At 59.4% G+C, this 13450-nt stretch carries 12 protein-coding genes; 6 read left to right on the plus strand and 6 right to left on the minus strand.

Annotated elements, in window-relative coordinates:
- Window positions 1-5: 5 nt before the first annotated feature.
- Both AC13QE_RS18455 and AC13QE_RS18460 read right to left on the minus strand, forming a co-directional pair.
- Window positions 6-830 carry an alpha/beta fold hydrolase gene (locus AC13QE_RS18455; protein ID WP_488484769.1) on the minus strand — a complete coding sequence of 275 codons (825 nt, stop codon included), beginning with the start codon at window positions 828-830 and terminating at the stop codon, window positions 6-8.
- Between the two features lie 59 nt (window positions 831-889).
- Window positions 890-1909, minus strand: coding sequence for an alcohol dehydrogenase (locus AC13QE_RS18460; protein WP_488484770.1), 1020 nt, complete (start codon window positions 1907-1909; stop codon window positions 890-892).
- 151 nt (window positions 1910-2060) lie between these two features.
- Between AC13QE_RS18460 and AC13QE_RS18465 the strand changes: the two genes are divergently transcribed.
- Entirely contained in the window at window positions 2061-3002 is a 942-nt protein-coding gene (locus AC13QE_RS18465; RefSeq protein ID WP_488484771.1) for a GlxA family transcriptional regulator, read from the plus strand.
- On the opposite strand, the gene AC13QE_RS18470 is transcribed toward AC13QE_RS18465, so the two are convergent.
- Both AC13QE_RS18470 and AC13QE_RS18475 read right to left on the minus strand, forming a co-directional pair.
- On the minus strand, window positions 2999-3151 hold the full coding sequence (locus tag AC13QE_RS18470; RefSeq protein WP_165915369.1) for a DUF302 domain-containing protein: 153 nt from the start codon (window positions 3149-3151) through the stop codon (window positions 2999-3001). The two genes, AC13QE_RS18465 and AC13QE_RS18470, sit on opposite strands and share 4 nt — an antisense overlap.
- 64 nt (window positions 3152-3215) lie before the next feature.
- Window positions 3216-3935 (minus strand): hypothetical protein, encoded by a 720-nt coding sequence (locus AC13QE_RS18475; RefSeq protein ID WP_488484772.1) that lies wholly within the window; start codon window positions 3933-3935, stop codon window positions 3216-3218.
- A 695-nt stretch (window positions 3936-4630) separates the two neighbouring features.
- Here AC13QE_RS18475 and AC13QE_RS18480 point away from each other — a divergent pair.
- The 5 genes from AC13QE_RS18480 (at window position 4631) to AC13QE_RS18500 (ending at window position 11656) form a co-directional block, all read left to right on the plus strand.
- A complete protein-coding gene (locus AC13QE_RS18480; protein WP_488484773.1) occupies window positions 4631-6379 on the plus strand; it encodes a type I secretion system permease/ATPase in 1749 nt (582 codons plus the stop codon).
- The gene (locus AC13QE_RS18485; RefSeq protein WP_488484774.1) at window positions 6376-7686 is read left to right on the plus strand and encodes an HlyD family type I secretion periplasmic adaptor subunit; all 1311 of its coding nucleotides are present in this window, start codon (window positions 6376-6378) and stop codon (window positions 7684-7686) included. Before AC13QE_RS18480 ends, AC13QE_RS18485 begins: the two co-directional genes overlap by 4 nt.
- Window positions 7687-7840: 154 nt before the next feature.
- Window positions 7841-9133 (plus strand): autotransporter outer membrane beta-barrel domain-containing protein, encoded by a 1293-nt coding sequence (locus AC13QE_RS18490; protein WP_488484775.1) that lies wholly within the window; start codon window positions 7841-7843, stop codon window positions 9131-9133.
- Between the two features lie 187 nt (window positions 9134-9320).
- Window positions 9321-10895, plus strand: coding sequence for a carbohydrate-binding domain-containing protein (locus AC13QE_RS18495; RefSeq protein WP_488484776.1), 1575 nt, complete (start codon window positions 9321-9323; stop codon window positions 10893-10895).
- Between the two features lie 212 nt (window positions 10896-11107).
- Window positions 11108-11656 (plus strand): cytochrome c, encoded by a 549-nt coding sequence (locus tag AC13QE_RS18500; RefSeq protein ID WP_488484777.1) that lies wholly within the window; start codon window positions 11108-11110, stop codon window positions 11654-11656.
- A 181-nt stretch (window positions 11657-11837) separates the two neighbouring features.
- Here AC13QE_RS18500 and AC13QE_RS18505 read toward each other — a convergent pair whose 3' ends face one another.
- Window positions 11838-12677, minus strand: a complete 840-nt coding sequence (locus AC13QE_RS18505; protein WP_488484778.1) for a MurR/RpiR family transcriptional regulator — start codon at window positions 12675-12677, stop codon at window positions 11838-11840.
- A 92-nt stretch (window positions 12678-12769) separates the two neighbouring features.
- Window positions 12770-13450, minus strand: coding sequence for an aspartate/glutamate racemase family protein (locus AC13QE_RS18510; protein WP_488484779.1), 681 nt, complete (start codon window positions 13448-13450; stop codon window positions 12770-12772).

A 13450-nucleotide genomic window follows, 5' to 3' on the forward strand; every position in this document is an offset into this window, starting at 1 on the left:
TCTCCTCAGGCGTCCAGGAAGGTGTGGCAGTGGGCAACGAAGATCTCCGGGTACTGAAACAGCGCGCCGTGGCCTGAGTCGGGATAGAGGACGAGCTGCGCATTCTTCATCGCCTTGAACATGTTGTAGGCGTTGATGCTCGGGAACATCGTGTCGTCGCTGCCATGCACGATCAGCGCCGGCTGGGCGATGGCGCGCAGCGTCGTATCGCCTTCATCCTTTGCCGCGCACCAGCCGATGATCGCCTTGGCCTGGGGCTCGCTGACATCGTCGCCGTTGTCCGGGTCGCGGTCCTGCGTGCGAGCCGTGGCGCGGGCCACGAAGGCTTTGCCGGCGCGCTGGCTTTCTTCCGAGGGCGTGAAGAACAAGGGCAGGCGCACATCCGGCGCGCCTTTCGCGAAGGCGTCCTCCACCACGGCGAGGAGATGCTCCTCGCCGCCACGGGGCGCCGCACCGGCGATGATGATCTTACGGATCAGGCTTGGGTACTGCACGGCGAGGACCTGGGTGAGCATGCCGCCCAGGGAGAAGCCGAGAAGATCGACCTTGCTCAGGCCGAGGCCGCGTATGAACGTCGCCGCATCGGCCGCCATCTGTTCCACCGTGTCGGGCGTCCGACCAGTCGAGGTGCCGATACCGAGATTGTTGAAGGCGATAACGGGCCGCGTTGTGGCAAGGCCGTTCGCCACCGCAGGATCCCAAGCATCCATCGTCCCGGTGAAGTGCTGCAGTAGGATAAGTGGTGTCCCGGCTGGCGGGCCAAGCCGCCTGAAGGCGAAGCGGACGTCGCCGACGTTCAAGTATTCTGTTCTTGCGGTTTCGAGTGACATGATTGTTCCTTTGTGAGCTGCCTCACCCGAGGCAAAGTCGATCTGTATGATTGGCGCATCTACATGGTGAGGACGATGCGGAAGCGGGCTTCTCCCGCCATCATCTTGCGATAGGCTTCTGGCGCGTGTTCCAGCGGCATCGTCTCGATCATGGCGCTGACGTCAGCGAGCGAACTGAAACGCAATGTGGCGTCGGCGGTTGCGGGGTCGCCGGTTAAGGCGCCCTCGACAGAGCGCCCACCGAACAGGAGGTCCGAGGTTGCGATATCCACGGGTTCGGGAGATGCGCCAAGCGCGATGATCCGTCCGCGCGGCCTAAGCCCCTTAACCGCGTCGGCCACGGCCCTACCACCCGACGCGGTAACAACAACGAGATGCGCACCCCCAAGATCCTGCAGCGCCGAAGCAACCGTGATGGCGGAGCTATCGATATAATGATGCGCGCCGAGCTTTTCGGCGAGACCACCCTTGTCCGGTCCGCGCCCGATCGCCACGACCTCGAAGCCCATGCGCCGGGCGAACTGCACCGCAAGGTGCCCGAGCCCGCCGATGCCGATTACGGCTACGAGATCGCCGGCGCGTGCGGGAGAGTTGCGCAGCGCGCTGAAGGTCGTCAGCCCCGCGCAGAGCAGCGGAGCGGCGTCCTCCGAGGCGAGGCCGTCGGGGATCGACACGAGACTGCTGGCGCGTGCGAGCATGTATTGCGCGTAGCCCCCGTCATGATGAATGCCGGTGAATTCCTGGTTCCGGCAGTTGACGAGATCGCCGCCGCGGCACTCCGCACAATGTCCGCAACTACCTCCGAGGAAACCGACGCCGACACGCTGCCCGAGCCTCCAGCCCTCAACGTTGCTGCCGACGGCATCGATCACGCCGACCACCTCATGGCCCGGCACCCTCGGCCATTGAATGGGGAAGACCCCTTCGACCGTCGCGGCGTCGGAGTGGCAAACCCCGCAGGCTTCGACGCGCAGACGGACCTGCCCGACGGCGGGATCGACAAGTGGCTTTTGCGTCAGTTCGAGCTGTCCCGGCGCGACAGCTTGGACGGCGATGTATGTTGTCGGATGGCGCGACATGAAAAACTCCAGCGTCTGATACTTTGTCAAAGCGCTATCAGCGGCCTCTCCAAGCCGACAGGACGTAGATGCCATCATTCCAGCCATGAACATGGCGAAGTGTCGCCAGAACAATTATTTATGCACGGAAAGCAAACATCACGGAGTAAGCATGAAGATCGGCCTTGTCCTTTGCCCCAGTTTCCAACCTGTCTGCTTCGGGGCCGTTGCGGCATTCGACGTGGCCAACAAGCAAGCCGGTGAAACGCTCTACGACGTGCGTGTCCTCTCGGAAGAAGGAGGACTGGTCGCCTCGGGTGCCGGCATGCGGGTTATGACGGACCCCTTCGACGACGCGGCCTATGACACGCTGATCGTCGCCGCGGGTCTCGAGATACCGACGTCTTCGCCGGGCCTGGTCCGGCTGCTTCGAGTTGCTGCGCGCGACGCCCGCCGCGTCGCCGCCATCTGCCTCGGCTCGTTCATCCTGGGAGATGCCGGCTTGCTGAACGGCCGTCGCGCCACGACACACTGGCGCTATGCCCAGACCCTGCAGGAGCGGTTTCCGAGCTGTCAGGTCGACATGGACAAGATCTACGTCGCGGACGGCCCGATCTGGACATCGGCGGGCATGACGGCGGGAACGGATCTCGTCGTTGGCCTGATCGAGCGCGACCATGGGACAGAAGTCGCCCGGTCGGTCGCGAAGGGAATGGTCATGTACCATCGCCGATCGGGCGGGCAGTCCCAGCATTCCGCGTTGCTGGACCTCGGCACCAACGAGGACAGAATTCAGCGCGCGCTGAACTTCGCCCGCCAGAACCTCGCCCGAAGCCTGACGATCGACGATCTTGCCGAAGCTGCAGCCCTCAGTCCCCGCCAGTTCACGCGGCTCTTTCGTGCAGAGACCGGCACAACGCCGGCAAAGGCGGTCGAAGCGCTCAGGGTCGAGGCCGCCAAGATGATGCTGGAGCAGAGCCGGTTGCCGATCGAGGTGATCGCCCGCGAGGCGGGGTTCGCGAACAGGGAGCGGATGCGCCTCGCCTTTGTGCGCGTGCACGGGGAGGTCCCGAGGGCGATTCGCAACGACGCTGGGCCGCTCGCCGCCCTTTAGCCGGCCGCCCTAAGCAGCACAGCTTCGAGTTCACGATCGATATAGAGCCCCACCTCGTGGACATGTGCGCCGCCCAACTGACCAAACAGCGATGAAGGGCGATCATATTCGGAGACCGTCTCTCCGTAGTCGGTTTCAAACAACGCCACGCAGAACGGCGCGTAAAGCGAAGCACCACTCGGCGTCCGGTTCAACGTGCCAGGGCCAATGAAACTAGCTGAGGCGGATGTTTGAGAGATCGATCGAGACGACAAGCGGGTCGGTGCCGAAGCTCCCGTCGGGCTGGCGGGCATAGATGCGGCGTTTCGTCGGAAATTTGATACCTGATACTTCCGCATAATCCTCAATGATGTGCGCGCCGGGCGTGTTGCCTGAGATCTCGACATCATAGTCATGACGCTTCAGCAACCCGTCCGCATCGAAATAGAGCGTCTGCACGGTGCTGTGTGTTGCGATTCCGATAGGGAATCGCACCGCGAGGCGGCGCCAGTCGCCGCCGTCGGTCGGCCAAGGCTCCAGTTCTTCCGTTTCGACATTCGGCCAAGCCAGCAGGAACGGCATGTTCAGATAGGTCCACATAGCGCAACCGGCGAAGTAGGCGAGTTGCAGTTCCGTCCACGGCGTTTGCAGGGTGTGACCGGCAAAGCTTGCCCGCGGCTCAAGCAATTCCTCGCGAACCGTTCCATCCTCCGTTTCCAGAACGACGCGGTTCGGCTCGAAGCGGGAGCGTCGTTTGCCGCCGCCGAACGGAGCGTGCGAAGCCCACTCCTTCTTGAGCCCGACGGTAACGGTCGTGCGCTCGAGCGTCTGTGGGTGGCCCTTCAGCGGCCACAAAACGCCTCCCTGAATAAGATCGGCGGAGACCTGCTCGAACTGCCGCCAGCGCTGGAGGCCCCCATGAGCTTCGATGGCAAGTTCTTTAAGTCGTATCATGATCTGCTCCCAGCGGTGCCACGCGATGGCGAGGCTTCTGTCGTTGGAGGCTAGACGGTTGATGACACTTCCTGAACGTCTTAGATGCCTTGATTCTGGCCACTGTCCTCGAACTGGTGAAGCCTTGCGTGCACGAGAGCAGACTGATCCTACTGGCGAAGCTAGGTCGTTCCAAGCGATAAGAGGGCGAGCATGATGTCTCTCGGAAAGAGGGCCGTCCAACTGGAAAGAACAAAAGGCTCGGTTGGAAATTTGCTATGTCGGCGATCGCTCCGTTCGTCGCTTGGCGGTGCCTTCGCCATCGTAGGAAGCACGCGGCAACCTACATCGATCAGAACTAGATCCCGCTGTTTTGAAAGCGATTTTATACCGTGGTCGGCGGTTCGATTCCCTTCAAGAGCTTAGATCATTTCCGAACGCGCTTGCCTGCAGCGGAGCATCACCATGTCAGCCACTGCTTGATAGACTTGTGCACCAGAGTGGCCGCCACTTTTCATCTCAAAAGTGTCGCTTCCAGTAGAAGTGGCGAGTCGCGCGCGGAGTTGTGTTGCGCTTCAGATCGACTTCGAAGTTGTATATACAAATAAGAATTGGATATTTTGCTGTATTTGTGAATAGATATACATGTAGTTTCGTAATATTAATCAATTTCGATATTTATCCTCGGGCGGCGATAAATGAAGGACTGAAGCTACATGGCTCTTCCGTCGAAAAAATTGCCTCGAACATTTCTGATGGCGGTGCTGACGTCCCTTCGAAAGGCGTTCTTCAGCATCGCGATTACGAGTGCCGTGATTAGCGTACTGGCCCTGACAGGTTCCTTTTTTATGCTTCAGGTCTACGACCGGGTCATTCCCGGTCACAGCCTTTCGACACTGGTCGGTATTGCGATCATCGCTGCAACCCTTTTCGTGTTTCACGGCGCTCTTGAGCTGTTGCGTTCGATGCTCCTGGCGCACGTTGGCGTGGCGCTGGACGAGCGGATGAACGGTAAGGTCTTTGCCTCGCTGGTGCTTCAACCACAAGTAATGCCGGTGACAGGCGATGGAATGCAGTCGGTTCGCGATCTGGACAGAGTTCGGTCTTTTCTCTCCAGTACCGGTCCGATCGCCCTGTTCGACCTGCCATGGATACCGCTTTATCTCGGATTGTGCTTTCTTTTCCACTTCTGGATTGGGCTGACCGCGACCTGCGGCGCCATCGTCCTCATCGTTCTGACCGTTCTTGCCGAGATATTGTCGCAACGTCCGGCAGCCGAGGCGGCCAAACAGTCGGCAGCGCGCCTTGCCTTTGCTGAAGGTGCACGACGAAACTGGGAAGCGGTTGTCGCAATGGGTTTCGTCGGTCGGATGGCGGAACGATGGGCCGATCTGAACGGCGCCTATCTCGAAAATCAACTTGCCGCCGCCAACGTAACTGGAATCCTGACGACCACCTCCCGCATCCTTCGCATGATGCTTCAGTCTGCCGTGCTTGCGGTTGGCGCAGTCCTCGTTATCCGGCAAGAAGCGACGGGTGGCATCATGATCGCAAGCTCGATCTTGGTCAGCCGGGCCCTCGCACCGGTGGAGCTTGCTATCGGCCAATGGAAGGCCTTCGTTGCCGCCCGGCAAAGCTGGTTGCGCCTTGTCAAACTGCTTGAAATCCTGCCTGCCGGAGAGCGGAGCATCAGCTTGCCGGCACCCAGATCAAAATTGACGGTGGACGGTCTGAGCCTCGCCTCTCCGGGAAGCCGTGAACTCATCCTTCGTAACATCTCGTTTGATATATCGGCCGGGACCATATTGGGTGTCATTGGTCCCAGCGCCTCGGGAAAGTCGTCGCTTGCGCGCGCGGTCACCGGCCTCTGGCCGACGACGATCGGCTCGGTACGCCTTGATCACGCCGCTCTCGCGCAATGGGATCCCTCGGAACTTGGGCGTCACATCGGCTATCTTCCACAGGATGTCAGCCTCTTCGATGGTTCGATTGCCGAGAACATCGCCCGCTTTGAAAAGCAGCCTTCATCGAAATTGGTTGTCGCTGCTGCAAAGTCTGCCGGCGTCTATGACATGATCGTGGAGTTGCCGCAGGGCTTCGATACGATGATCGGGGAGGGGGGCTCTCGGCTTTCTGCTGGGCAGCGGCAGCGCATTGCGCTTGCGCGAGCGCTCTATGGCGATCCGTTTTTGGTGGTGCTGGATGAACCCAATTCCAATCTCGATGCAGAAGGCGATGCGGCTCTGACCCAAGCTCTCCTCGGCGTCGGTGCGCGGGGCGGCATCGCAATGGTCATCGCCCACCGGCCGAGCGCTTTGGTGGCGGCCGACATGTTGATGGTCATCGCCGCGGGAAGGCTGCAGGCGTTTGGACCTAAGGACATGGTCCTCGGAAAGCCGGTGAAGCAACCGGTCAAACAGAGTGCGGTCCGCCTGATGGTCGCCGGCGAGGACGCCGGATCATGAGCACAGAAAAGCCGTCACCCAGCGAGCGTTCGATACGCCGGCTTTCCGTTGCGGCGTTGGGGACGATCGTCCTGCTTGTCGGCGTGATCGGTGGCCTTGCTGCGACCACGGAGATATCGGGTGCGGTCATTGCCCCCGGAACGCTTGCGGTCGACAGCTATGTAAAATCAGTTCAGCATCTCAAAGGGGGAGTTGTCGGCGACATTCAAGTCAAGAACGGTGATCGTGTCGATGCTGGCCAACTTTTGATCCATCTCGACGATACGCAAACGAACGCCAATCTCGCAATCATACGAAAACGATTGGATGAACTGTCCGCAAGGACCGCGCGGCTGGTAGCCGAACGCGACGGCGCGCCAGCGATCGCCTTTTCGGCGGAACTGCTTTCGCGGGCCGACGAAGATGAAGTCTCGCGCACGATCGCCGGCGAGACGCGCCTGTTCGAAGACCGATTGGCATCCAGGCAAAGCCGCAAATCACAGCTGAGCGAGCGTATCCAGCAACTGAGCCAGGAGGTGGACGGTCTGGTCGCGCAAGAGAATGGCAAGCGCAGGGAGATCGATCTGATCGCCAAGGAGCTTTCCAGCCTTCAGCGGCTGTTCGATAAGGGCATCATCCCTGCGGCGAAGGTCTATGCGCTGCAACGCGAGAGTGCCAGCCTGACCGGAGAACTCGGTAATCTCGTTTCGAGCATCGCACAGGCCAAAGGCAAGATGACCGAGACGGAACTGCAAATCGGACAGGTTGACGACGATCATAGCGCCGAGGTTTCGGAGCAACTGCGTCAGGCGCAGAGCGACACCGGGCAATTCATGGAGCGACTGGTGGCCGCAAAGGATGATTTGAAACGGATCGACATAAGAGCGCCGCAGGCCGGCATCATCGACCATCTGAGCGTGCATGCGGCGGGTGCTGTGATATCGCCCGGAGAAACCATTATGCAGATCGTGCCGGATCGGGACGCACTTGTCGCCGAGCTTAAACTTTCGCCGCGGGATATCGACCAGGTCACCATCGGGCAGCCGGTCATGCTCAGGTTTTCAGCGTTCAGTCAGCGGGATACGCCTCAACTGAACGCGCAAATCACTAAGATTTCCGCCGAGCCGACCACTGACCAGCATTCCAATGCAAGTTATTACGTCCTTCGCGCCCGCATATCGAAGGAGGAGTGGGGTCGGCTCGGAAAGCTCACTCCCGTCTCCGGCATGCCGGTCGAGGCCTTCTTGCAGACCGGTGATAGAACGGTACTGACCTATTTGACAAAGCCGATGGCCGATCAGATGGCTCGCGCTTTTCGCGAGGAATAGCGCCCCGCCGCTACATCGCTGCCGTCAATTCGCTGCAGCTGGAAAAAAGCTAGTCTGCAGGATCAATGGGATAGGAAGCAGGCTTGATTTGACCCTTGATTTTAGGGGGGTTCGGTCGCAAGCTTAAATTTCATTTAAGCTTGGAGGGGCCGAGATGATTAAGGTAGTTCCTATAACAACAGCGAATTTAACCGACCATCAAATCGGCTCGGACGATATATTGATAGCGCCGGATTCGACGAACATCCTTTATGGGGATGCCGGAGGCAGCCTGTTGGATCACTCCACAGGCGGCAACGATAATCTGACCATACATGGCTCGGGCAGCTTTTATGGCGATGCCGTCAGAAATATCGCTGATCACGCGATCGGTGGCGACGATTCTCTGTTCGTCCAGATAACCGGATCAAGCAGTACTACGACCAATTTGTATGGGGACGCGGGAGGAAGCCTCTCTGACAGCGCGAAAGGCGGCAACGACGTTTTCAGCGTAGCTCCAGGCCAAACCAACATCACGGTTGCCATGTATGGTGACGCCGGAAAGGATATGTCAGGGCACGCAGCGGGAGGCAACGATACGTTTCAGCTTTCTGCGTTTCAGAGCACTTTCACAATCTATGGCGACGCTGGCGGCAATATGAAGGATCATGCCGTCGGCGGCAACGACACAGTCACAGACAGTAGCTCCGAGGGCTTCGTTACATTCTACGGCGATACGGGCAAGAACATGTCCGGCCATGCGCATGGTGGTAATGATGTTCTTAATACAGGCCTTGAAGACAGCGTAACGTTTTACGGCGATGCAGGTGGTGATCTCCGCGATCACGCCATTGGCGGCAACGATACCATGAACGTTGCGTCCGTCGGGGCAGTCCTGGCTTATGGCGACGCCAATAGCATGTCGGGCAATGCCCATGGTGGTAATGACAGCCTGATCGTCAGGGCGCAACAAAACGCAAATGACATGATCGTAGGTGATGCGCAAGCAATGTCAGGCAATGCGTATGGAGGCGACGACGTATTGAACGTCTCTGCGGTTCGTCACACGGATGGGCCTATTACCCTGATTGGCGACGCCCAAAAGATGTCCGGTAATTCCCACGGCGGCAACGATACCCTGATCAGCGGCAACGGCAACGAGGACATGTGGGGTGATGCACAGGTAATGATCGGCCACGCCGAAGGTGGAAATGACACGTTTGTATTCAAGCCCAGTAACGGCAGTGACAAAATCGAGGATTTTGGTCAGGGCGCTTGCGGCCCAGGATCGAATTGGGGAGTCGATCACATTGACGTTTCGGCATTGGGAATCAAAGACTTCAGCCAGCTCAATATTATCTCAGCGTTCGATCCAGTTACGCACGACACCACGATTGCATTCGGTACGGGTGGTGTGGTCGTGCACAGTCAGCATGCGCTGCTGGCGCATGACTTTCTGTTCGCATAAGCAGCGGAGTTAAAGCCCTTTGGGGATGAGCCGAGAGGCAGCAGCGTCAATTTGACGAGGGTGCCATCGGACAGCGGGATATAGTACCCCCTGTATTGTCGCGTATTTTGCATTTTGTTGGCATTGCATGTTGGCGGTCCACGCAATGGCGAAAACCGGAGCGGACCAATTTGTCGTGGAGGTAGAGATGTCTACGATCGATCTTACCCAATACCAACTGACGTTTGACGACGAGTTCAACACGCGCAGCATTTCTCAGACAGGTAACGGCACGACTTGGGCCGATATCCGTCCGCAATGGCGCTACGACGCCAATTCCGATATCGGCTTTGGTCGTTCTTCATTCGTTGACCCTTCGTCGGGTTACGATCCCTTCAAAGTGAGCGACGGTGTGTTGACGATTACGGCCGTGCCCGACCACACCGCGTCCGGCTTCCCCGGCAGCTGGGAATCCGGCCTGATCACGACGCAGGGGCATTTTTCGCAAACATATGGCTACTTCGAGATGCGGGCTGATTTCTCGAACCTTCCGGGAGCATGGGCCGCGTTCTGGCTTCTACCGGACAATATGATAGCCGATCCAAATAACGCCGGGCACTGGCAGGAACTTGACGTCGTCGAAAACTATGGAAGTTTCGAGAAGGGCATATATAGCGGCATTCATACGACCGATGCCGCGGCGAATCTTAACTGGCAACAAAATTTGCAGGTCTATAGCGAGCTCGCTCAGCCAACCGGTTTTCATACATATGGATTGGATTGGAATGCCGATACCCTAGGCTTCTACGTCGATGGCCAGCTTATGGGAACGAAGGCCACGCCGAGTGATATGCATGGGCCAATGTATCTCTTGGCCGATCTGGCCACGCAGGACGATCCCAATAACAATGCGGATATTACCAAAGCGCCGATTTCAGAACAGATCGATTATATCCGCGTGTATTCTCACCTTCCCGCTACCACTCCGACGCCTCCCGTAACCGTTCCTCCGCCAGTGAGCGACGGAACCACGATCGGTACCGGAGCGGACAAACTCGTTTTGTTGATCAGTGAGGATGCCTATCTTGGCGACGCCCAGTACAGGGTTACCGTCGACGGAATACAAATCGGTGATATACAGACGGCGCACTCTCCTCATGGCTCTGGCCAGTCAGATCACTTGGTGGTGCAGGGTGATTGGGGCCAAGGTGTCCATGACGCGAGCGTGACGTTCCTGAACGACGCGTGGGGCGGGACACCCACCACCGACCGAAATCTGTATTTGGATGGTGCTACCTACAACGGCGCGGATGTCTCCGGCGCGCAACATGCTTTGATGGGTGTCAGTGCATTCCACTTCAATATATATTCTGACCCTCCTGCTACCACCCCGACGCCTCCCGTAACCGTTCCTCCGCCAGCGAGCGGCGGAACCACGATCGGTACCGGAGCGGACAAACTCGTTTTGTCGATCAGCGAGGATGCCTATCTTGGCGACGCCCAGTACAGGGTTACCGTCGACGGAATACAAATCGGTGGGATACAAACGGCGCACTCTTCTCACGGCTCTGGCCAGCCAGATCACTTGGTGGTGCAGGGTGATTGGGACAAAGGTGTCCATGACGCGAGCGTGACGTTCCTGAACGACGCGTGGGGCGGGACACCCACCACCGACCGAAATCTGTATTTGGATGGTGCTACCTACAACGGCGCGGATGTCTCCGGCGCACAACATGCTTTGATGGGCGTCAGCGCGTTCCACTTCAACTTCTTCGATGTCTGAAGCCGGTGGCGTTCAGATCATTGGCGACATGCAGGACTGCGTGGTGGCTGCCGCCGCTGCGCGGAAAGTTCCCGTCAAATGACAACTTAGGATGAAGGGTGCTCGGCGCCCTCTTTTTGCCCGCTTCGCAACCGAGAGGATGGACGTCAGACAGACGGCGGTGATGGCTTCGCTAAAGCCTCTATTGAAGCCATCGAACGTGCGGGGTTCTCATGATCGTTTCCAAAATGGTGCCGCTCTTCAGCCTGATGGCTCTCGCCCCCGTGGTCGCCTCCATCGCTTTTGCAGCGCAAGACCTCGTCGCGCTCCGACAGGCCGACATGAAGGCCATGGCAACCGCTGCGAAAACCATGGCGGAGATGTTCCGCGAGCCCGGCAGCTATTCGTCGATGGAATTCGAGAAGGCTGCCGCTGCGATCAGCGCCAGATCCGATACGGTGCTGGCTGGTCATTTCGCTCAAGGATTGGATGATCCGGGCTCGAAAGCCAGCTCCGAGATCGGCGCCGAACGTGAACGCTTCGGCGCTTTGGCGAACGATCTGCGCGATTATGCGCGGGCGCTAGAGGCGGCTGCTGTCGAGAACCCCGGAGCGATGACAGAGAGCATGCGGATGAAGCCCGGCGAGGCGATGGGCGGAGGCCCGTTCGGGACTCACGTCCAGAGCAAGGCACAACTGGCATCCATTCCTGCCGAGCACATCTTCCACTTGATGATGCAGACCTGCACGACTTGCCACGCAAGGTTCAGGACGAGCCGCTAAGACATCGGACTTCCGCAACCTGCGGCAGCTTTCGTATCTTGCGTTCGCGAAGCAGTCAGACCGCGCACGGCCTCAAATCGGTCATTCCTGCGGACAAAGTCAACGTCCGTTACTGAGGAATTTCAGACACATAACTTTTGTGACAACCGGATCGCCGGTTCTGATCCATTCAAGAGCTTCATCAGAGTTCTTCTAGGCTTTCATTGAGCGCCTCAATGTTGCGTAGCCGCTTGCGCCCTTCCACGCCGGCTTTTTCGAGGCAGCGGGTGATCAGCAGGTGGCATAGCGCCATGACCGCGGTGTGATTGAAGAGCGGGCCGGGGGCGAGCGTCTGGCACTGGAAATGCCAGGTCGCGCCGGTTTCGAACGCGGCGCCCTCGTCGGTGATGTAAAGAAGCTTCGCCTTCGACATGCGGATCTGTGCGAGAATGGTGTCGATCTGGGCGATCCGACGGCGCATGGCGAAGAAGACCACCACATCTTCCTCCCGCAGGCTGACGAGATGTTCGCCCAAAGTCTGCCCCGTGCCGGGGATCGCGACAATTTCCTCGATCACCTGCGTCAACTGCCATTGCAGATAGGAGGCGAAAGGATGGCTGCTTCGGAAGCCGAGCACCCAGACCTTGCGGGCCGCCATCATGGCGTCGGTCACGGCTCTGATCTGGCCATCGGAAATGGAGAGAAACGTCGCTTCCAGATTGGCGATGCCTTGCGCGACATGCGCCTGCATCGACTGTGCCGCCGACGCATCGGCCGCCGCCGTCAGGAACAGCCGCGATCCCGTCTGCTTTTCCGCGCGCGCGTGGCGGCGCGCTTCTTCATAGGTCTGGTAGCCGAGGTGCTGGATGAAGCGGGTGACGGTCGCCTTGGAGACATGTGCAAGGGCCGCAAGTTCCTGCGCCGAATAGCTGGCGAGTTCGCCCGGAAAGTCGCAAACGAATTCGCCGAGCCGCTTTTCAGCAGGATGCAGATCGGGCAAGGCCTGCCTCACGCGATACAGGAACGATCTATCCTTCGGCACCGGAAACTCCTCCGAGACATCAGGGGGCGGAATTTCGCGTGGAGTTCTCCGGCGTGCAACAGAAAAAGCATCCCGGTGACGGCGCGATGCGCTCATCGCGGTGGCCCCGCATTTGCCGTCCGCAGCCCGCCGATACGGGACAGGAGAAGTTCGACGGCGGAGCGGATCGGCGCGATCACCGGCGCAAACATCTGCCGCCGCAGGTCGTCGGCCGCCTGTCCGAGCGGCCCGCCGCCGATGATGACGGCTTCCGCCCCATCCTTTTCGAAACATTCGCGCACGGCGACCGCGAGTGCCGCATGCAGGCGTTCGAGATCGGAGGCGAGGGCGACCGGGTCGCCGCTCGTCAGCCGCGTGCCCGTGAAGAGCGGGGAGATACCCAGCGCATCGGCCTTTGATGCGAAGCTGCCGACAAGATTGGGTGTTACCGTCGCGATGCCGAAACGCCGTCCGCCGGCGGAAGCTTCCAGCATGCTCGCCTCGCAGATGCCGACGGCCGCAATGCCGGAGACCTCCCTCAGCCGCTCGAGCCCCGGATCTCCGAAGGCGCTGACGATCAGCCCGTCCGAGCGACCGGCCGCGGCGACCCCCATGTCTACAACGCCCTCCGCTGCTGCCGAAAGCGCCGCAGCGTCGAGGATCATCGGCACGCCCCGGGCGGCGGTGACGCCGTCAATGGTGAATTCCTCGGGGAGATATTTTCGGGCGATCTCCGTCATCATCGCAGTGGTCTTCCGCGACGTGTTGGGGTTAATCAGGGTGATGTGCTTCAT

The sequence above is a fragment of the Martinezella sp. CNPSo 3957 genome (assembly GCF_057784395.1).

Excerpts from the sequence above, each read along its gene's own strand:
- AC13QE_RS18455 (WP_488484769.1), bottom strand. The coding sequence starts at position 830 with ATGTCACTCGAAACCGCAAGAACAGAATACTTGAACGTCGGCGACGTC.
- AC13QE_RS18460 (WP_488484770.1), bottom strand. The coding sequence starts at position 1,909 with ATGTCGCGCCATCCGACAACATACATCGCCGTCCAAGCTGTCGCGCCG.
- AC13QE_RS18465 (WP_488484771.1), top strand. The coding sequence starts at position 2,061 with ATGAAGATCGGCCTTGTCCTTTGCCCCAGTTTCCAACCTGTCTGCTTC.
- AC13QE_RS18475 (WP_488484772.1), bottom strand. The coding sequence starts at position 3,935 with ATGATACGACTTAAAGAACTTGCCATCGAAGCTCATGGGGGCCTCCAG.
- AC13QE_RS18480 (WP_488484773.1), top strand. The coding sequence starts at position 4,631 with ATGGCTCTTCCGTCGAAAAAATTGCCTCGAACATTTCTGATGGCGGTG.
- AC13QE_RS18485 (WP_488484774.1), top strand. The coding sequence starts at position 6,376 with ATGAGCACAGAAAAGCCGTCACCCAGCGAGCGTTCGATACGCCGGCTT.
- AC13QE_RS18490 (WP_488484775.1), top strand. The coding sequence starts at position 7,841 with ATGATTAAGGTAGTTCCTATAACAACAGCGAATTTAACCGACCATCAA.
- AC13QE_RS18495 (WP_488484776.1), top strand. The coding sequence starts at position 9,321 with ATGTCTACGATCGATCTTACCCAATACCAACTGACGTTTGACGACGAG.
- AC13QE_RS18500 (WP_488484777.1), top strand. The coding sequence starts at position 11,108 with ATGATCGTTTCCAAAATGGTGCCGCTCTTCAGCCTGATGGCTCTCGCC.
- AC13QE_RS18510 (WP_488484779.1), bottom strand. The coding sequence starts at position 13,450 with ATGAAGCACATCACCCTGATTAACCCCAACACGTCGCGGAAGACCACT.